This is a genomic window from Kaistella sp. (assembly GCF_041824135.1).
Lineage (GTDB): Bacteria > Bacteroidota > Bacteroidia > Flavobacteriales > Weeksellaceae > Kaistella.
Genome location: NZ_JBGZYM010000029.1, coordinates 20,757 through 41,997, shown reverse-complemented (window position 1 = coordinate 41,997; position 21,241 = coordinate 20,757). Strand labels below are relative to the sequence as shown.

Genomic DNA, 21,241 nt, shown 5'->3' with positions numbered 1-21,241 from the left:
AATATAAAGTCGGATTTTTTTTCCGACTTATTTTTTGTTGAAAATTTGACCTAAGATAATTCCGGCAGACATCGCCACGTTAAGACTTTCTGTAGCTTTCGATTTTCCAAAACGTGGAATCGTAATTTTATCAGTCAGTAAATTTTCTATTTCTGGTCGAATTCCGTTTCCTTCATTTCCTAAAACTAAATTAAAATTGTCTGGAAATTCGTAATCGTAAAAACTCGTTCCATCCATATCTGTTCCGATAATAGGCTGATTATTTTCTGCTAGATAATTTTCTAAATTTTGATACACAATATTCATCCGAAGAAACGAGCCCATACTTGCCTGGATTACTTTTGGATTGTAGAAATCTGCGGTATCTTCACTACATATAATTTGTGAAATCCCAAACCAGTCTGCCAATCTTATAATCGTTCCTAAATTTCCAGGATCCTGTATTCCGTCTAAGATCAATTGAACGCCAGCTTCTTTTTGCAATAATTCTTCTCTCATTTCGCAAACTGCCACCGAATCTTTCGGATGTTGCAAGAAACTTATTTTTTTTAATTCAGAAGCTGAAATCTCTGTTGCGTTAATATTTCCGAGCGATAATTCACTTGGATTTAAAGAATAAATTTCGTTGATTAGGTAGTGAGAAGTTGGTATTTCTTTGATGGTTTTATTACCTTCAACCAAAAACAAATTGTATTTTTGTCTGAACTTCTTTTTATCAAGAGACTGTAAAATTTTTATTTTATGAGCCGTAAGCATTTTTCAAAATATTTTCAAAAGTATTACTTATTTTTTTCATCTGCAATCACTATTCTTTTTTTGTACGCTTGTAGCACAACGAAAAAAGTTCCCGATGGTGAATATCTTCTGACCAAAAATAACTTTAAGTATGAAGATGGAAAAGTACATGACGATGAAGTGGAAAGCCATGTTGCCCAAAAGCCCAATAAAAAGCAACTCTTAATTTTCCCACTTGGATTATGGTTTTATAATGCGACAGATCCAAAATACGATTCTATCCTTGCCGAATACATGACATATCCCTCAGAAATGAGAGATCAAAAACTACGCGATTCTCTTTTTGTAAAATTCAACCATCCTGAATATGTGGGAAAAAGACTTTTTTATGAACGCTTTTTTCAGAATATTGGCCAGCCGCCAGTTATTTTAGATCAAGGTAAAACAGAAGAAAGCGCTAATTCTGTTCGGAAATTTTTAGTCTATAAAGGATATTGGGATACCGATGTTAAATTTAGTCACGATTTAGATTCTGCCGCAAAAAAAGCGCAGGTAAATTATTTAATCACGCATAAAGATCCAACTTACATCAGTGATTATTATTACAACATTCCAGATCCAGCTATTAAAGATATTTATGAACAAAACCTTAATAAAAGTTTGGTTCGTGGTAAGAAAGTCCTGGATCAGGCAGTACTGGAAAAAGAAGTCAAAAGAATCAATGACTTGATGAAAGATAAAGGCTACTATAAATTTAACAGTTCAAATGAAGAAATTTATTTTACCGCTGATACTCTAACAAGCAGAAAAAATGTTCCGTTAACCATGGATATTCATAAAGACTCTATGAATTCCCGCTACAAGCTTACTACCATTGGTAAAGTTAAGGTTCATCTTTTGGAGAAACTTTCGGATTCTGTAGATACGGTGAAAGATTCACTCTTGCGAATTAACTTTTACAAGCTCGATGATCAGTATAAAACATTGTCTTTATGGCGACCAATTATTTTGCGTCCGGGCGAAGTCTATGACCAAGGAAATTTAGATTTGACCAAGCGTAACATCGCGGCGATGAACAACTTCAGCATTATTAAATATGATGAAACACTTCGTAAACCAAGCGATAGTATTTTGGATGTCAGTTATTACTTGGCACCACTTCCCAAATATGATTTAAAAGTTGCAACCGATCTTAATTATTCACAAATTTTAAATTTCGGTGTTTCTCCCTCCGTGGATCTTACCAGTCGAAATATTTTTGGCGGCGCGGAAAACTTAACGACCAGTCTTTCCGGTATTTTCGGTTCTGTGGTCAGTTCTAAAAATACAGACAAAAGAACATTGGCTTACGAAATTTCAGCGCAGGCTTCTTTGAATTTCCCTCGTTTGCTTCTTCCGTTCCAAACCTGGAAAGTAGTTCCTAAAAGATACTCACCTACTTCATCCATTGTTTTAGGAACTTCTGTACAAGACAATATTGGTTTAGGAAGAATTGGTTTTAATGCGAGTTTAAATTACTTTGCCAATGCCAATGATATTGTGTCGCATCGACTTTCTATTTTCAATACGCAGTTAAGTTTAACGAGAAATAAAGATCGTTATTATGATTTCTTCCCTCGAGACGGTGATGTTCGTGACCAGATTTTTGAGATCTATTCTCCTGCATTATACCAGGATTTTATTGCTGGAAACATCACTTCCGATGAATTGTCAACCATGATTGTAGATGATCAAAACTTTCAGCAAGGATTGACTGGCGATAATCTTTCAACTTTAAATACATTTCTCCAATCTTTAATTAATAAAGACCGCCAAACCCAAAACATTCTAATTTCCTCCATGATTTATAATTTTGTTTATAATGAAATTGGGAAGAAAGACCGACCAAATCCTTTCTATTTTAATGGAAAGTTTGAAATGGCTGGAAATATTTTCAGTATTTTTAACAGCAACCGGAAAGAGGATGGAATCGTTTCTGGTCCTTCGAGAACGATCTTTAATATTCCCTATTCTCAGTTCGTGAAATTTGACTTTGATGTTAGAAAATATTTTACTTTTAATAATGAAAAACAGACACTTGCTTTAAGACAATTTATAGGAATCGGAATTCCTTACGGAAACTCATCAAGTATGCCTTTCGTAAGGTCTTATTTTAATGGTGGGTCAAATGATATTCGCGCCTGGAGAGTTTTTGGAGGCCTTGGTCCGGCTGATTCTCAACTTGATGAAAAGGTTCGTTCCTATGCAATGGACAATGTAAAACTGACCACCAATATCGAATACAGAATGCCATTCACAGAAATGTTTGAAGGAGCAGCTTTCATCGATGCCGGAAATATCTGGAGTTTAAAAGACAGTGGTTTCGGTGATCAGTTCAAGTTTAATAAATTCATCTCCCAAATGGGCGTTGGGACCGGAATTGGTTTAAGAATTAATGTCGCCTATATTACTTTGCGTCTAGATGCCGCTTACAAAGTGTACGACCCCAATAAACCGATGGGAGACCGCTGGGTGATCAGCAAATGGCAACCGCTCAAACCAATCCTAAATTTCGCATTTGGGTATCCTTTTTAAAAATATCATCGCAGATTATTCTGCGATTTTTTTTGCTACATTTGTTAAGTCTCTAAAAACAAATACAATATGAACTGGTCACAATCTATTCTAAAAGCTATCTTTTTAAGTATTTCCACCTTTCTATTTTCTCAGGAACATAACCTTCGAAATATTCAAAAACTTACTTTCGGTGGTGATAATGCCGAAGCCTATTTTTCGCCAGATGGTAAAAAATTGACGATGCAGATCACCAATCCATTAATTGGAGCTCATTGTGATCAGATCTACCTTTTAGATCTAACCAAAAAAAATATCGGAACCAAAAATTTGCAGTTGGTATCTAACGGTGAAGGCAGAACAACCTGTTCCTTTTTTATGCCCGATGGAAAACACATTCTTTACGCTTCTACTTTTGAAGCTAATAAAGAATGTCCTGCGAAACCTGTACCTCGTGCTGATGGAAAATACCTTTGGCCAGTTTATGCAGAATTTGATATTTACATCGCTGACTTAACCGGGAAAATAGTTAAAAAACTAACCGATTCACCTGGTTACGATGCAGAAGCCGTTGTTTCTCCGGATGGAAAGTATATTGTTTTTACATCGAGCAGAACTGCGGATTTAGAACTTTGGCGAATGGATATCGATGGTAAAAATTTAAAACAATTAACTTCAGGCTTGGGTTATGACGGAGGCGCTTTCTTTTCCCATGATTCTAAAAAATTGGTGTTCCGTTCTTCACGTCCAAAAACTGCAGAAGCCATTAAAGAATATAAAGATTTATTAGCGCAAAATCTGGTCGCTCCTACAGAAATGGAAATTTATACCATGAATATTGACGGCAGTAATTTAAAACAAGTCACCCATTTAGGCAAAGCGAATTGGTCGCCGTACTTTCATCCATTTGATAAAAAGATATTATTTTCTTCCAATCATCATTCAACCCGCGGCTATGATTTCCAGATCTATTCGGTGGATCTCGATGGAAATAACTTAAGGCAAGTAACTTATGAAAGTATATTTAATGCGTTTCCGATGTTTTCTCCCGATGGTAAGAAACTCGTTTTTGCAAGTAATCGAGATGGTGATAAACCAAATGAAACCAATGTCTTCATCGCAGATTGGGTGGACGCTGATGATGCCGAAAATGTTTCAGAACAAAATTTAAAAAATCATATCACTTATTTGGCTTCTGATGATCTACAGGGACGATTAGCTGGAAGTCTTGGCGAAAAGAAAGCAGCTGAATATATCGCAAAAGAATTTACAAAACTAAAGTTGAAACCTTTTGTTGGCAAAGATTACATTCAACCATTTGAATATTCCGTAAAATTAAATCCTCACGAAGATGGTTCTTCCGTAAAAATAAATGCGAGAAATGTGCTTGCCTATTTAGATAATAAAGCCAGCAAGACCATTGTCATTGGCGCGCATTACGATCATCTTGGTTTGAATGAACACCACAACTCTACCCTGATGAATTCGGAAGGTCAAATTCACAATGGTGCAGATGATAATGCGTCCGGAGTTTCCGCAGTTCTAGAATTAGCTCGTCAATTTTCTCAAAATAAAACTCAGGAAAAAGCCAACTATGTCTTCGCACTTTTTTCTGGTGAGGAAGATGGATTGATGGGTTCAAAATATATGGCAGATCATTTACCGAACGGGGCTAAGGTCGATTTGATGATTAATTTAGATATGGTCGGCCGTCTTAATAAAGATAAAGATTTATCTGTTGGAGGTGTTGGAACTTCTCCTATTTTCCCAGGTTATATTCATCAATATAAACCAGCAGGAATTAACTTGGCAATCGACAGTTCAGGTGTTGGACCGTCGGATCATACCAGTTTTTATTTAAAAGATATTCCAGTTTTATTCATGTTCACCGGAACACACAGCGATTATCATAAACCGACTGACGATACGGATAAGATCAATTTCGACGGCGTTCGGATGATTACCAATTACATTTTCGGTTTAACGAATGCTTTATCAGAAAGTGAGGAAATCCCTTTTACCAAAACTAAAATGTCAGAAAGTAAATCGGTTCCAAAATACAAAGTCACTTTAGGAATTATGCCGAGTTATGCCGATACCAAAGATGGACTTCATATCGATGGCGTTACCGATAACCGTCCTGGCTCAAACGCCGGAATGATGGCAGGTGATGTTTTAACGAAGATCGGTAAATGTGAAATTAAAGAAGTCTATTCTTATATGGAATGCCTAGCGAAAGTAAATTCCGGCGACGAACTTCCCGTTACAGTTTTACGTGATGGCAAAGAGGTAATATTAAAAGTAAAGTTCTAAGTTTTTACTCGGTCAATTTTTTCTTTGAAACGAAATCAAAAAAATCTGATTTTAGACAGCTACGCAAAGTTTTAAGTGTTTTTGAAAACGTAGCAAATTAACGCTGTAAGTTTTAAAATTTAAAACTAATCATTTCGAAAAAGTAAATTCCTGTCTTTGTACAACCGTCTTCTCACAAAGCGAATTAAACTCTTCGATTGAATTAAATTTTAATTGCTCAATAATTTTGTATTCAAAAAACACTTTAAAATGATCGCTTTTAAATGGCCATGGTTCTACTGTAATTACATTTTCAGCTTTATAGTAAGTTTGATTCATATCACCTGACGGACTTTCTGAGACTTCCATCTTTCTTCCTTCAGGCTGAATTTTATCCATGCAGATCAATAATGAAAAAGCATCGCACCATTCTACAAATCGGTAGAGGTGATCAGCATATTTTTTAGTAATTGTTAAATGTTTGAGAATCCTTTTCCGGTTTGCCACTTGCTCTTTTAGAAATCTTTTTAATTTCTCATCCTTTTCCACTTCTTTACCTCCGAAAAGAAAATGGAGATGCAGTGAAGTTAGCAATGCATTTAACTGACTTTTCGCCGTCGCAATTTCCATTACACTTAGCTTCTGTTTCAGATCGCTTTTATTTGCTTCATCACCGATCATAAAATTCCGTGGTGCACCCGCTTCGGTAAGATTTTTATTTTGCAAAGTTTCGGCAGCCCCGTCATCATGTTCGGCAATTGCGATAAGAGTGGGAATCATAATATCGGTGGGAAGGTCGATATCATATTCGTATGCTAACATTGCGGCGAGAAGACCGTGAGAGCGCTGATTAATAATTTTCCAGCCTTTTTGATGAGATGAGACAATCATGGTGTGATTTTTTTAGTTGTTATGTAAAAAATTACTGACCATTTAGTATATCAGTAGTTTTACCAATTAAATCGCATCCGAAATATTAGGTTATTTGATTAACTGTTGCTACTAAAAAAATAAATAGTTATACTTTAAGAATTTAAAAAAGACTAACCTTCCATTATTCTTCTGGAAATTCAAACAGATCACCAATTGTTCCTTCCTCCGGGAAGTCTTCGTCTGTCACATCTTCATCGATGAAACTGATATGACCTTCTGTAGATTCTACTGTATCAAAACCTTCATGAATTTCTTCAGGTTCTGCAATGATAATATTAATTGATTTTATTTTATCTTTAATAAATTGATTTCCGATAGCCTTGATTCCTTTAACCGAGATGAATTCATCGATATTGATGATTTCTTGTTCTTTTTCAACGCCTTTTACTTTGGCAAAATTAATTTCTGCCGTTGCATTATTTGAAACGATAATATTCTCAACAAAAGATTTCGGATGATCTGAAGGCATGAAATGTTGAACATTGGTATTATTATCCAGCAAGAATCTTTTAATAAAATAGATCTGCTTTTCGCCGTCAAAATAAATACAGGTGATCGGCTGATCAGGATTCCATTTTTCGAGAATTAAATATTCATCATCGAAGCGGTTGCTTAATTCGAAACTAACCAGCTTAGCTTCTCCTTGAGCATTGATGGTCAAAATTTTATCATCACCTTTAAAAGTTCCGAGTAAAGTTCCTCTTGAATCAGCATTTAATCGTCGAACGGTATCATCAAACCAAATTTTTCTGGGAGCCAACGTCGAGTGACCTTCTTCTTTTAGATCTACTTTTTTAATCGTGTATTTTGTAACGACATTTCCTTTGGAATCACGACCTTTAATGGCCAAGTCAGTGAAATCGATATCAATTTTATTTTTTCTAACTCGGGCATTTGGTTTTAGCAAAACCGTTACCTTTTCAGCCTCACCATTAGGATTTGCAGAGAAATAGAGCATCTCCGAACCTTTTTTATCAGAAGCTAATTTGTAATCCGTATTTCTGGTAACTCCAGTTACTGAAAAGCGTTTCATATAATAAGGTCCATCTTTACCTTCGCGGTAAATCATATTGTAAACAGTGCGTTTGTCATTCTTTTTCCAAATAGCGACGTGCTCAATGTTCTTACCGATAAAAGTTTTGGCTTCTACTTTCACCACTTTCATTGTTCCATCTTTTTGGAACGTAATAATATCATCGATGTCAGAACAGTCAAATAAATATTCGTCTTTTTTAAGAGAAGTTCCTACGAATCCTTCTTCCCAGTTAACGTAGAATTTCTCATTAGCTACCGCTACTTTCGAAGCATCGATCGTATCGAAAATTCTCAGTTCCGTTCTGCGTTCTTTTCCTTTTCCGTATTTCTTTTGAATATTTACATAATAATCAATTGCATAAGGAATTAGATGTTCTAAATTATATTTTACCTGCTCAATCTTTCCTTCAAGCGCTTTGATATTTTCTTTAAATTTATCTAAATCAAAACGTGAAATTCTCTTGATTCGAATTTCGGTTAATCTTAAAATATCTTCTTCAGTTACCGCTCTCAGTAAATGAGTTGTATGCGGTTTTAAACCTTCAGCAATGGTTGAAATCACTTCATCCCAGGATTCAACTTCTTCGATGTCGTGGTAAATTCTGTTCTCAATAAAAATTCTCTCCAAAGAAGAAAAATGCCAGTTTTCCTGCAATTCATGCAGTTCAATTTGTAGTTCTTTTTTAAGTAAAGAGACGGTGTGATCTGTATTTTGTCTAAGAATTTCAGAAACATTCAGGAACATCGGTTTTTTACCAACAATCACACAGGCATTCGGTGAAATCGGAATTTCACAATCTGTGAACGCGTATAAGGCATCGATTGTTTTATCAGGAGAAACATCATTAGCAAGGAAGATGTTAATTTCAACCTGATCAGAAGTATTATCCTCAATTTTCTTGATCTTGATCTTGCCTTTTTCATTGGCTTTAATCACTGAATCAATTAAATCACTCGTATTTTTACCAAAAGGAAGTTCAGTAATGCAAAGGGTATTTTTATCTTTCTGAATAATTCTGGCTCTGGCACGGATTCTTCCGCCACGTTCGCCATCATTATAATTGGAGACATCAAGCATTCCACCTGTAATAAAATCAGGGAAGATCTGAAATTTCTTACCTTTTAAATGAGCGATAGAAGCATCGATCAACTCATTGAAATTGTGAGGCATGATCTTGGTTGAAAGTCCTACTCCAATTCCTTCAACACCAGAAGCTAAAAGAAGTGGAAACTTAACCGGCAGATCGATAGGTTCATTATTACGACCATCATACGATTTTGCCCATTCTGTAGTTTTCGGATTAAAGACCACTTCCAAAGCAAAAGGAGTAAGTCTGGCTTCAATATATCTTGCCGCTGCCGCCGAATCTCCCGTAAATATATTTCCCCAGTTTCCCTGCGTATCGATCAATAATTCTTTTTGCCCGATCTGAACCATCGCATCCGTAATCGACGCATCACCGTGTGGATGATATTTCATGGTATTTCCTACCACATTGGCAACCTTATTATATCTGCCATCTTCCAACTCACGCATCGAGTGCATGATTCGTCTTTGAACAGGTTTGAAACCATCAAAAATAGAAGGAATTGCACGATCTAAAATTACATAAGACGCGTAATCTAAAAACCAGTCTTTGTACAGACCGGAAACTTTTCTCAGGGATTCTTCCTGGTGATTTTCTTGCTCTTCCATCAACTATTGTGCTCTCTCTTTTGTTCTTTGTTACTTTTAATGACTTTGTTTAAAGAAAATTTTAAGTCAGTCATTTCTTTTTTGGTTAAATAAGACACATCATATCTTAAGGTAATGCCATGGCCTTTTTTACTGGATACGGTTACGTACAATCGTTTCAAAAAAATGACGTTCATAACCTCATATTTCAACAACTTATATTTTGGAAATTCATCACTTAAATTTTTATTTAAAAATAAAACAACATTTCTATTTTTAAAGTTTAAGGCTTCTCCATCACTGTCGTATTCAAAAATTTGTCGTCCTCGAGCATAAAATAATGCAGCACATCCAAAAGGAACCAATAAAAAAAGCCACTGCTCCCAGCCAAAGTAATCATAGACAAAATACTCCAATAAAAAGGCTGCGACCCCAAACATAAAAATCATAATCACCAACGTACTTAAAAAATTAAAGTAACCGGCTTTGTTTTTATTATTAAGTCTCATTCGGCTGTAGTAGTTTTTCTTTCTATTGAGTTCTGTTCATTTTCTTCTTCAACTAAAATCTCTTTCTTATCAATTTCTGGATCTTCAACCACCAGATTTTCCAGAATAAATAATTGTCGGTCTGGCGTATTTTTTCCCATGTAAAATTCGAGCAACTGTTCAATGGTTTGATCTTTTCCTAAAACAACTGGTTCTAGGCGAATGTCTTTGCCAATAAAATGTTTGAACTCATCTGGTGAAATTTCTCCAAGTCCTTTAAATCGAGTGATCTCAGGATTCTTACCTAACTCCTGCATTGCTTTCACTCGTTCTATTTCTGAATAACAATATCTGGTTTCCTTTTTATTTCGAACTCTGAATAAGGGTGTTTGCAAAATGTATAAATGTCCATTTTTTATAAGGTCAGGGAAAAAGGACAGAAAGAAAGTAATCATCAAAAGACGAATGTGCATTCCATCAACATCGGCATCAGTGGCGATGATGACGTGATTGTAACGCAGATCTTCCAGAGAATCTTCGATATTTAACGCAGCCTGCAAATAGTTAAATTCTTCATTTTCGTAAACTACTCTTTTGGTTAAACCATAGCAGTTTAGCGGTTTTCCTTTTAAAGAAAATACGGCTTGAGTTTCCACGTCACGTGATTTAGTGATCGAACCGGAAGCAGAATCTCCCTCCGTGATGAAGATCATGGTTTCTCCTTTGCGTAAAGCTTTCTGGTCATTATAATGTTGTCGACAATCGCGAAGTTTTTTATTGTGTAAAGAAACTTTCTTGGCTCTTTCCCGCGCTAACTTTTGAATTCCCGAAAGTTCTTTTCGTTCTCTTTCAGATATAATGATTTTACGATGAATCGCTTCGGCAATATCCTGATTTTGGTGCAAGAAATTGTCGAGTTTATTTTTTAAGAAATTGGTGATAAAAGATCTTACCGTTTCTTTTCCAGGTTCCATTTCGTTGGATCCCAATTTGGTTTTGGTTTGAGATTCAAAAACGGGTTCGATTACTTTAATTGCAACGGCTGCAATAATCGATTTTCGAATATCAGCAGCTTCAAAGTTTTTATTAAAATATTCACGAATGGTTTTCACATAAGCTTCACGAAAAGCATTTAAGTGCGTTCCACCCTGCGTGGTGTTTTGTCCGTTGACGAAAGAGAAATAAGTTTCAGACTGAGATTTATCGGAATGCGTGATCGCCACTTCAATATCTTCATCTTTCAGATGAACAATCGGATAAATGATTTCACCCTCAATTTCTTCATTTAATAAATCCTTCAATCCGTTTTCGGAAAAGTACGTTTCGCCATTAAAAACTATTTTCAAACCTGGATTCAGGTAGCAATAATTTTTAAGCATTTTCTCAATATACTCTTTTCGAAACTTAAAATGCGTGAATATCGTGGTATCAGGAATAAACGTAATTTCTGTTCCGTTTCGATCTGTAGAATCAACTTCTTTAAAATCTTCTGTAATAAGACCTTGCGAAAATTCAGCAATTTTTGCTTTACCATCACGAATCGATTTTACTTTAAAGAATTCGGAAAGTGCGTTGACGGCTTTGGTTCCCACTCCATTTAAACCTACTGATTTTTTAAAGGCTTTTGAATCGTACTTACCACCAGTGTTCATTTTAGAAACGGCGTCAACTACTTTCCCTAAAGGAATACCACGACCATAATCGCGAACGATCGCTTTACCATCATCGATTTTGATTTCGATTCTTTTCCCGGATTTCATTACGAATTCATCGATTGAGTTATCGATGATCTCTTTGAGCAAAATATAAATCCCATCGTCAGCCGAAGAACCATCGCCCAATTTACCAATGTACATTCCCGGTCGAAGTCGGATATGTTCTTGCCAATCAAGGGTTCTAATATTATCTTCGGAATAATTAACAGTAGTGTTGTCGCTCATATTTTGATAGAAACTGCTTTATAAAATCAGTAACTCACAAAAATAGTGAAAGGAAACTGATTTCTAAAATTTTGTGGAAAAGTTTATAGTAACTTTCTCGTTTTAATGAATTTAGGACTTGTAACTTCTCTTCGAAACATTTTTTTACTGGAATTTAAATCTATTGATTTAAAAACGGTTGATCCAGGTTTCAAAAGCTTCCAAGAAAGTCCTCATGAATTTTTCAGTTTTCTCATCTACCGTAATTCCATCTTCCAATAATTTATCTTTGATCAGACCGATGTACGCTTCCGGCTGGGCCATCACAGAGACATGCAGGTTCGCAGCGGCCGCTCGGATAGTATGATTGCTGCCCATCCCGCCGATAGCGCCTGGCGAAACGGTAACTACAGCTCCGGGTTTACCTTTCCATGAATTTAGTTTCGGTGGTCTCCCGCCGATTTCCATTGCATTTTTCAGAACGCCTGGAATGGTTCTGTTGTATTCCGGAGATACGAATAAAAATGCATCAGCATCATTGAGTTGCTTTTTGTAATCAAGCCATTCTTTCGGAGGATTGTTTTCTATATCTTCATTGAAAAAAGAAAGATCTTTAATTTCAACGATTTCTAACTTTAAATTTTCTGAAGCGAGGCGAATGAATTCATTGGCTACTTTTCTGTTAAACGATTCCTTACGTAAACTTCCAACGATAATGGCGACTTTTTTCTGCATGTATTTATTTTTGATTTGAAGGTAAAGATAAAGGTTATAAATTAATTTTTTCGAGTTTTTACAAAGAAAACATTGGTTTTTTAAAACTAAAAAAGTGAAAGAATAAACTTTCACTTTAATTAAAACAGGACGCGCACGAAAATTATTTTTTGATGAATTTTCTAGAGATCACGTTATTCCCACTGTAAATGTTGATGATATATTGTCCGGCAGAAAGGTTTCTAACATCGATGTCTGCAGAAGAAGTTTCCTTGACTTTTTTTCCACTCATATCGAAAATACGAACCGTCTGTAATTCTTTTACGTTTTGAATTTTAATAAAATCTGAAGTTGGATTTGGATAAATTGAAACCTCAGTCTTTTCAGAATCTGAAACTCCTAAAGCACTTTGTGTAACCTTCACATCATCAATTCCGATATAGAAAATATCTTCACATTCATAATGCCTGAAGACTAATTTCACCTCTTGTCCGTTGTACGCAGAAATGTCAACATTAACCACTTTCGCAGCTAAAAGGTAACCGGCATCTAAAGTTTCTTCAAAAACCGGCGTTTCCGAACCAGTAAATGTGGCTGTTGCAGGAATTACATAAACCGCATAATGCTCGTCGAAAAGTTCGTCGTCACCGGCTGCAACTTTAAAAGACAGTTCTAAATTTCCTGTTGTCGGTAGTGTAATTGCTGGACTTGTCAATGTATTGTCGGGCGTAAATGCTTCAAAATACCATGAAAAAGAAGCTGCGAAATATCCTTGAAACGAATCAACTTCGTTCAGTGCTGCATCTAAGAATTCCCACGTGTCAGCATCACCATCACGATCTCCAATGGTCCACGCAGCTCTTGCTGCCGGCGATTCAAAATCTTCCTGAAAAACAGTTGTTTGTCCGTAATAAAAAGCTCCTAATCCTAAGGTCGAAGCCAAAAGTAATTTTTTAATCATAATATAAGTTTGACACAAATATACAAATTGAAAATTATTTGATCAAATCATTCAAAATATCACTATAGTTTATCAAAAAAAAAGCGGACCTTATTAAGTCCGCTCTATTTTATTACTGATCTGCTTTTAGTTTAATTAAACATTAAATCTAAAGTTCATCATATCACCATCCTGTACGATATATTCTTTTCCTTCAACAGATAATTTTCCAGCTTCTTTTACTTTAGCTTCAGAGCCGAATTTTAAGAAATCTTCATATTTAATTACTTCTGCACGGATAAATCCTTTTTCGAAATCAGTATGAATAACACCAGCAGCTTGCGGTGCAGTCCAACCGCGACCAATCGTCCAGGCACGAACTTCTTTTACACCAGCCGTGAAGTAAGTCTGTAATTTCAATAAATCGTAGGCTTTTCTAATCAATCGGTTAACACCAGGTTCTGTTAAACCTAATTCATCCAGGAACATTTCTCGCTCTTCGAAAGTATCTAATTCATTGATATCAGCTTCGATTTGAGCAGCAAGAACTACGACTTCTGCGTTTTCTTTGGCAGCCATTTCTTCGATTTTACCAATCCACTCGTTTCCGTTTTTAATTGAATTTTCATCAACATTACAAACATAAAGAACTGGTTTGTTGGTCAACAACTGAACTTCTGAAATAATTGATTCTGCAAAATCATCCATTGCGAATTCGCGCGCGTTGTTCCCTTCCTCCACAAATTTCTGTAAATTAAGAAGTGTTTCGTAAGTCATCACATCATCTTTTTTACCGGATTTAATGAATTTCTTCGCTTTTTCAACTGACTTTGCTAAAGTTTCAATATCTTTCAACTGAAGTTCAATATCGATAATTTCTTTATCTCTGATTGGATCAACGGTTCCCTCAACGTGAATAATATTTCCGTCTTCGAAACATCTTAATACGTGAATAATTGCCTCACATTCTCTAATGTTTGCCAAAAATTTGTTTCCTAAACCTTCTCCTTTACTGGCTCCTTTTACCAATCCTGCAATATCAACGATCTCGACTACAGCTGGCAAAACTCTTTCTGGTTTTACTAATTTTTCTAACTCAAACAAACGCTCATCCGGTACAGAAACAGTTCCGATATTGGGTTCGATCGTACAGAAAGGATAGTTGGCAGATTGCGCTTTGGCATTGCTTAAACAGTTAAAAAGGGTTGACTTACCTACATTGGGTAAACCTACAATTCCACATTTCATATCTTTAGTTCAAAGTTTATAAATCAAGGTTTAAAGTTGTGCTTCAACCCACTAAATTGAGAGTTGGCAAAGATAAAGATTTTGAGTGAGTTATGGAATAAAAAAATCTGCCCTTTTTGAGAGCAGATTTTAAGTCTATTTATAAAAATCTTATGGATTTTCTGACGTCGCATTTCTAGCCAGCTCAGAATCGTCTGGTGATTTTCCCAGATCTTTATCTAAATTAAATAACGATTCATCTGTAGCTCGGTCTCCACCAGCAATTTTTAATTTGTCGATAAGATCCATTGCCAAAGTTTCTTCTTCAATCTGTTCTTTTACAAACCACTGTAAGAAATTCCAGGTTGCCCAATCTTTTTCTTCAAAAGCCATTGTGACCAAATTGTATATTTTTTCTGTGTTTTCAACCTCATGTTTAAATACAAGATTGAAACATTCTGTTAAGTTTTGAGGATCTTTATCTGCAGCTTTTAAAGAGGTTACGGTAGGTTTTCCGCCTCTGTTCAAAATATATTGCATGAATTTAATGGCGTGGTTTCTTTCTTCTAAGGAGTGACGTAACAAAAAATTTCCGATCCCATCGTATCCTAGATCTGTTGCCCAAATTCCATAAGATAAATAAGTGTGAGACTGAAATAATTCAACATTCATTTGTGTACTCAACGCTTGTTCAAGTGTTGACGAAAGTCTTTTAGTATCCATAATTAAAATTTTAATGATTGTATTTTAAAGAGCAAGAATAATTCCTTTGTGCCATTCTTCTGTTATTTTAAGGATTTTTTAACGAAAACCTCTTTATCAATTTATTTTCAGATGACTGTAATCCTCTTTTTCAGTCTAAATTTACAAATAATTATATTGATAATCAGGTAGATATAAAAAATTTAGCATTATCACTAAAAAAATAGTTGTACAGTAAAAATTAAATTCTACATTTGTATCACTAAATAAATAGTGATATGCAAGTTACTCAATTAACAAAAGCGGAAGAACAGGTAATGCAATATCTGTGGGACTTAGAAAAAGCCTTCCTAAAAGATATTCTCGAATTATTTCCGGAACCTAAACCACACACCAATACCGTGTCTACGATTTTAAAAGTTTTAAAAGACAAAGATTTTGTCGATTATGAAGTTTTCGGCAGACAGCATCAATATTTCCCTTTAGTTTCCAAAGAAAAATACAGCGGAAAATCGATGCAGAGTTTGGTGAAAAATTATTTCGAAGGATCTTATAAAAACGCGGTTTCTTTCCTGGTTGAGAAAAATGAAATGAGCGTTGAAGATCTTGAAATGCTCTTAAATGAACTTAAAAATAAAGACTGATGGAAACACTATTTTTCTATTTCGGGAAAGTTATTTTTACAAGTGGTGTAATGTTCCTGTACTACAAGTTGTTTCTTAAGGACAAGACCTTTCATCATTATAACCGCTTCTATTTGCTGGCTACGGTGCTGATCAGTTTATTGTTGCCTTTGCTGAAAGTTAGGTATTTTACACTTGAAGTAAATAGTGATATATATTTACTAATTAATAGATTACAAAATTTAAGTTCAACTAATAATTTAAACGATGATTTCAATTATTTTAAAACTGGCGCTGTTCTTACTGGACTGGTTGCTATCTTTTTTCTAACGAAATTAATTTTCGGATTGGTTAAAATTCAGCTATTTAAAAAGAAGTTTAGCAAAGAAAATTTCGAAGGAATTAGTTTTTATCAAACCGATCTGGCGGAAGCTCCTTTTTCCTTTTTCAAAAATTTATTCTGGAAAAATTCTATTGCCATACAATCAGATTTAGGTCGTCAAATTCTGAAACACGAAATGGTTCATATTGAACAGAAACATTCGTGGGACAAAATTTTCCTCGAAATCACCACTTCCCTATTTTGGTTCAATCCTTTCTTTTATTTGATCAAAAAAGAAATCCATTTAATACACGAATATCTGGCTGATAAAAAAGCCATCAAAAACTCGGACACGAAAGCATTTGCGCAGATGCTTTTGGCAAGTCACTTTTCCGGAAAACAGTTACCTGCAACGAGTCCGTTTCTTAGTTCTAACCTTAAAAAAAGATTAACAATGCTTAAAAAATCGAAAACAAAATTCAGTTATGCGCGACGAATTCTAGCGTTGCCTTTATTATTTATTCTTTCATTTATCTATTTAATTAATGCGAAGAATAAGGAGATTACCAATACCAATCTGGAAATCAAAAACGCGGTGTCTCAATTGAAATCGGATACTATTAAAACGAATAAAAAAATCAATTCGATCACTCAGAACGATATTGCAGTTGGAACTGACGGAACAAAACTTAATCAAGATCATCCTCAACTATTCATTGACAATGACAAGATCATCGAGCATGACGTAAGTGAATCTCCTGAATTCAAACAAAGAATTGCTGAAGCTCAAAAAAGCGCGGCAGAAGCTGACCGATTAGTTAATTCTCCAGCGTTTAAAAAAAGAATTAAAGATGCTGAGAAAAAAGCATTAGAAGCTGACCGATTATTTAATTCTCCAGCGTTCAAAAAGAGAATTGAAGATGCTGAAAGAAAAGCAGCAGAAACAGACAGAATTGTCAATTCTCCAGAGTTCAAAAAGAAAATTGAAGAGGCTGAAAAGAAAGCCGCAGAAGCAGATCGATTATTTAATTCTCCAGCGTTTAAAAAGAGGATTGAAGAAGCTGAAAAGAAAGCCGCAGAAGGAGAAAAGTTGGTATACTCTATAAAGTTTAGTAGTGATATTAAGAATGCTGAAAAGAAAGCGACAGAGGCTGTGAGAAAATTAAAATACGAATTCAAACAAAATACAGAGGGCGCTGAAATAATCGCAGTCGAACCGACAACTTACCAACCCAATTCAGGAATCAAGTTTAGTGATGACGTGGATATTTTCATCGATGAAAAACCTGCCACTAGAGAAGAGATGCAAATATTGGATCCAAAGAAAATAGAATCTGTTCACGTTTACAAGAAAGAATCTAGTGGGAACAAAAGGGGACAAATCTACATCAAGCTTAAAAAATAATTAAATTTAAAATTGCCAAAGAAACTAAACTTTGGCAATTTTATTTATCTTAACAAAAAAAAATTTCATGAAAAAAGGTTTACTATTGCTGTTGCTGATTTCTGTCTTTGCCAATGCACAGAATAAACGGTTTACATATGAATACAGCTTTGTTTTAGATTCTACCAATCAAGCTGAGGTGCAGAAAGAGTTGATCGTTTTGGATGTTAATCCCGAAGGTTCCAAATTTTACAGTTATGAACTTTTTAAATCAGATTCCCTTCAACTGGTAGAAATAACAAAGCAAGCAAATTCTGGGTCTGATTTTATCAACGTCAAGCAAAGTTATAAAGGAAAAATATTTTATACCATTGAAAAAAATTATCCTGGTTTTCAAATATATCAGCATACCGGTTTAGGAAATGACCGATATAAAGTCTTGGACAACAGAAAACCCGTTTGGAAAATTTTGGCCGACAAACAAAAACTTGGCGAATTCGAGACCCAAAAAGCAGAAACCAAAATGTTTGGAAGAAAATGGACGGCATGGTTCACCACAGAAATTCCTATTCAAGATGGACCTTATAAATTTCATGGTCTGCCTGGATTGATCGTGAAAATTGAGGACGAGGCGAAATATCATTCTTTTGAATTAAAAGGAATTTCGAAATATGTCGAAAATAATAAGTTGCAGATTGATGACGATAGAAATTATGAAAAGGAAATTTTGATTGATCATGTTAAGTATAAAAAATTGGCGGCAGAACTAAGGAATGATCCTACAAAATCGTTGCGCGAAATGATGAACAGTGCAACTACCAGTTTTAAAATAATTGGTCCCGATGGAAACGAAATTAAACCTTCTGACCTTATAAGGCAGCGCGAACTGAAAGCCAAAGAAGACCGTAAGAAAAATAACAACCCGCTCGAACTTGATCTGTTGAAATAACTTCAGTCCAAAACTGATTATTTTCATATTTATTCAAAAGGAAATTTCCTTAACTTTAATCTATTAAAAAATTAAATATTTAAAGTCATGGAAAATCACAATCTTACCCACGAATTCCCTGAATTAGAAGTCAAAATAAATGAACTTAAATTAAAAGATGATGTTTTCAAAAAACTGTATGTGAATTATGAAGAAGTCAACGCATTGATTCAGCACTACGAAGAAGGGGAACAAAACCACACAACCGATGAACATCTGACTGATTTAAGAAAGAAAAGAGTCCATTTAAAAGATGATTTATACTCTTATCTTCATCAAAATTAAAGAGACAAAGTTGATCAATTCAATTTACAAGCGGCCTAACGGTCGCTTTTTTTTTGACAAAAATGTTGCGTAAAAATTTACTTTTATAATGATTTATTTAAAAGGATAATTAATTTTACAGAAGCATCAATTTCAATTTTGATAAAAGCGCCAGAAATTAGATTTAAAAAAGATGGAAAAACCACCAATTCGGATTTTCGATGAAACTTTTATCAGTTCAAAAATTCAATTGGAAAAACTTTACCAACAGGATCGGCCTGCCATTCTTTTTGTAAAGAAAGGACACGGAAAAATCAGTATTCAGATTAATGATATAGAGCTTAATCCGAATTCAGTAGTCCTTTCTGAATCCCGGTTCTTCTTCGAAATTCATTCTCTCAGCGACGATTTTGAAGGTCGGGTGATTGCTTACACCCAGGATTATATTGAAAAATTAGGCCTAAAGCTAAACAAACTGAAAGTTTTTAAACATTTTAAATCGCATATTAATCAAACGGCTCATTTGCCCGACGCAGAATTTAAGGTACTTTGGTCCTATCTCGATTTGCTCGCACAAATTTTAGATAATAAAACATCTTCAATGTACAACGATGATGTTTTGGAACATCTCTTTACGGCTTTTATTTATTCCGTCTCCGGTTCCCTATTAATGCAGGAAGAGCTGGATAGCAATAGCATGACGCGCCAGGAAGAGATCACTTTTGAGTTTATTAAAAATGTTTTCGAAAACTTTAAAGATGAAAAAGTGCTGCAGTTTTATACAGATAAGCAACAACTCACGATAAGGCATCTAAGTTCCGTGGTGAAAAGTGTGACCCAAAAAACCGCCAATCAAATCATTTCAGAGTTCGTACTGAACGAGACGAAAATTTTATTAAGTACCAGCAAAGAACCCGTTTATGAAATCGCAACAGTGCTGAAATTTTCTGACCCTTATTCATTTTCTCATTTCTTTAAAAAGCATGAAGGAATGAGCCCGATGCAATACCGGACCCAGTCAGATTAATAAAATCCTACATTTAGACATTTTCTTAGTCATTTTAATCATTGTATCGAAAGTTCACTTACTCTAATTTTGCATAAAAATAAGGAGAGATGAATAAAAACATTAAAATAGCCAGTCTCTTGATCGCTTTCTTTTGGACCGGAAATTCTCAGGCCCAAGAGGTGAGAGAATTGACGATCAAAGAAGCTACCACTTTGGCTTTGCAAAACCATCCTCAATTGGCGGTTTCTGCAAAAGCTATCGAAATTTCAAAACAAAATACCGAGGTTGCAAAACTTCAAAAACTTCCCTCGATTACGGCCTCGACCAGTCAGTTTTATTTAGGAAATTCTTTAATTATTGATAAAGATTTTTCTAATTCGATGACGGTGCAATTGCCGCATTACGGCAGTACTTATGGATTGCAGGCGAGTCAACTCATTTTTAAAGGTGGTTTGGTTAAAAAATCAATCGAGATCACCGCTTTACAGGAACAACTTTCAGAATTGGATTATGAAAAAGATCAGCAAGACGTGAAGTTTCTGGTGATGTCAAATTACCTGGACATTTTTAAAATCATCAATCAGAATGCTGTTTATCTGAACAATAAAAATTTAGCAGAAGAAAGACTGAAAAATGTTAAAAAATTCTATCAGCAAGGAATGATCACCAGAAATGAGATCATTCGTGGTGAATTGGGAATTATGAATATCGACCAAGGCATTTTGGTTTTAAATAACAATCGCAAAATTTTAAATTACAACTTAAACAACGCGCTGGGATTACCAGAGAATACGGAAATCATTCCAACAGAAAATATTGAAGGAGAGCAAACGTTACGTGATTTAAATTACTACCTCGATTTAGCGCACCAAAATAATCCGAATCAGAAATATGTAAAAAGAAACATTGAGATTGCGGATAAGAATATTGAAATTATTAACACAGACAAAATGCCGACTATCGCTGGCTTTGGCGGATATAGTTTAAACAAACCTTTAACAAGCAGTTCGCCAGTTCTCGATATGTATTCTGGAGGTTTTCAAGCCGGAATTCAGGTGAGTTATAATATCGATAATCTTTTCAAAACAAAAGAGAAATTACAGCTAGGACAATTGCAAAAAGAACAGGTGGAGAAAACCTATAACCTTGTGGAACAAAATATCAACATGCAGGTTAATGCCGCTTATATCGGTCATCAAAATGCGTTGGAAAATCTGGTTATTTTAAAAGAAGCCCAAACATTAGCCAATGAAAACTATAAAATTACAGAAGCGAAATATTTGAATCAACTGGCAGTTCAAGCGGAAATAACCGATGCACAGAATCAGAAAATTCAAGCAGAATTAGATTATGTAAATGCAGAGATCGATTTGCTATATCAATACTACAACCTGTTGAAATCTACCGGAACACTTTAAAATAAACTACTAACAGAATA

General features: G+C 34.9%; 17 protein-coding genes. 8 read left to right on the top strand and 9 right to left on the bottom strand.

The genetic code is table 11. From position 1 onward, the window contains the following. Window positions 1-27 precede the first annotated feature (27 nt). Entirely contained in the window at window positions 28-756 is a 729-nt protein-coding gene (locus ACEYOS_RS03150) for a TrmH family RNA methyltransferase (RefSeq protein WP_373708759.1), read from the bottom strand. Here ACEYOS_RS03150 and ACEYOS_RS03145 point away from each other — a divergent pair. Next, on the top strand, window positions 742-3,309 hold the full coding sequence (locus ACEYOS_RS03145) for a BamA/TamA family outer membrane protein (RefSeq protein ID WP_373708758.1): 2,568 nt from the start codon (window positions 742-744) through the stop codon (window positions 3,307-3,309). The genes ACEYOS_RS03150 and ACEYOS_RS03145 overlap by 15 nt on opposite strands. 69 nt (window positions 3,310-3,378) lie before the next feature. Next, window positions 3,379-5,601, top strand: coding sequence for a M20/M25/M40 family metallo-hydrolase (locus ACEYOS_RS03140; RefSeq protein WP_373708757.1), 2,223 nt, complete (start codon window positions 3,379-3,381; stop codon window positions 5,599-5,601). A 129-nt stretch (window positions 5,602-5,730) separates the two neighbouring features. Here the strand turns inward: ACEYOS_RS03140 and ACEYOS_RS03135 are convergent, their stop codons facing one another. The 8 genes from ACEYOS_RS03135 to ACEYOS_RS03100 form a co-directional block, all read right to left on the bottom strand. Further along, window positions 5,731-6,471 (bottom strand): DUF3891 family protein, encoded by a 741-nt coding sequence (locus ACEYOS_RS03135; protein ID WP_373708756.1) that lies wholly within the window; start codon window positions 6,469-6,471, stop codon window positions 5,731-5,733. Between the two features lie 163 nt (window positions 6,472-6,634). Then, window positions 6,635-9,244, bottom strand: coding sequence for a DNA gyrase/topoisomerase IV subunit A (locus tag ACEYOS_RS03130; RefSeq protein ID WP_373708755.1), 2,610 nt, complete (start codon window positions 9,242-9,244; stop codon window positions 6,635-6,637). Next, window positions 9,244-9,732 carry a hypothetical protein gene (locus tag ACEYOS_RS03125; protein ID WP_373708754.1) on the bottom strand — a complete coding sequence of 163 codons (489 nt, stop codon included), beginning with the start codon at window positions 9,730-9,732 and terminating at the stop codon, window positions 9,244-9,246. Before ACEYOS_RS03125 ends, ACEYOS_RS03130 begins: the two co-directional genes overlap by 1 nt. Continuing rightward, entirely contained in the window at window positions 9,729-11,651 is a 1,923-nt protein-coding gene (locus ACEYOS_RS03120; protein WP_373708753.1) for a DNA topoisomerase IV subunit B, read from the bottom strand. Before ACEYOS_RS03120 ends, ACEYOS_RS03125 begins: the two co-directional genes overlap by 4 nt. 168 nt (window positions 11,652-11,819) lie before the next feature. Further along, window positions 11,820-12,365: an NADPH-dependent FMN reductase gene (locus tag ACEYOS_RS03115; RefSeq protein ID WP_373708752.1), complete on the bottom strand. Its 546-nt coding sequence runs from the start codon at window positions 12,363-12,365 to the stop codon at window positions 11,820-11,822. Window positions 12,366-12,507: 142 nt separating this feature from the next. After that, window positions 12,508-13,305: a choice-of-anchor J domain-containing protein gene (locus ACEYOS_RS03110; protein ID WP_373708751.1), complete on the bottom strand. Its 798-nt coding sequence runs from the start codon at window positions 13,303-13,305 to the stop codon at window positions 12,508-12,510. Window positions 13,306-13,440: 135 nt separating this feature from the next. Continuing rightward, window positions 13,441-14,532, bottom strand: coding sequence for a redox-regulated ATPase YchF (gene ychF, locus ACEYOS_RS03105; RefSeq protein ID WP_373708750.1), 1,092 nt, complete (start codon window positions 14,530-14,532; stop codon window positions 13,441-13,443). Window positions 14,533-14,682: 150 nt separating this feature from the next. Further along, a complete protein-coding gene (locus ACEYOS_RS03100; RefSeq protein WP_373708749.1) occupies window positions 14,683-15,234 on the bottom strand; it encodes a ferritin in 552 nt (183 codons plus the stop codon). A gap of 257 nt (window positions 15,235-15,491) precedes the next feature. Here ACEYOS_RS03100 and ACEYOS_RS03095 point away from each other — a divergent pair, with 257 nt between their 5' ends. The 6 genes from ACEYOS_RS03095 to ACEYOS_RS03070 all read left to right on the top strand — a co-directional run bounded on the left by ACEYOS_RS03095 (window position 15,492) and on the right by ACEYOS_RS03070 (window position 21,221). Beyond that, window positions 15,492-15,857 (top strand): BlaI/MecI/CopY family transcriptional regulator, encoded by a 366-nt coding sequence (locus ACEYOS_RS03095; RefSeq protein WP_373708748.1) that lies wholly within the window; start codon window positions 15,492-15,494, stop codon window positions 15,855-15,857. Further along, entirely contained in the window at window positions 15,857-17,563 is a 1,707-nt protein-coding gene (locus ACEYOS_RS03090) for a M56 family metallopeptidase (RefSeq protein WP_373708747.1), read from the top strand. Before ACEYOS_RS03095 ends, ACEYOS_RS03090 begins: the two co-directional genes overlap by 1 nt. Before the next feature lie 67 nt (window positions 17,564-17,630). Further along, a complete protein-coding gene (locus tag ACEYOS_RS03085) occupies window positions 17,631-18,491 on the top strand; it encodes a GLPGLI family protein (protein ID WP_373708746.1) in 861 nt (286 codons plus the stop codon). A gap of 87 nt (window positions 18,492-18,578) precedes the next feature. Beyond that, window positions 18,579-18,815 carry a YdcH family protein gene (locus ACEYOS_RS03080; RefSeq protein WP_373708745.1) on the top strand — a complete coding sequence of 79 codons (237 nt, stop codon included), beginning with the start codon at window positions 18,579-18,581 and terminating at the stop codon, window positions 18,813-18,815. 172 nt (window positions 18,816-18,987) lie between these two features. Then, on the top strand, window positions 18,988-19,821 hold the full coding sequence (locus tag ACEYOS_RS03075) for a helix-turn-helix domain-containing protein (RefSeq protein ID WP_373708744.1): 834 nt from the start codon (window positions 18,988-18,990) through the stop codon (window positions 19,819-19,821). A gap of 89 nt (window positions 19,822-19,910) precedes the next feature. Continuing rightward, window positions 19,911-21,221, top strand: a complete 1,311-nt coding sequence (locus tag ACEYOS_RS03070) for a TolC family protein (RefSeq protein ID WP_373708743.1) — start codon at window positions 19,911-19,913, stop codon at window positions 21,219-21,221. Window positions 21,222-21,241 lie beyond the last annotated feature (20 nt).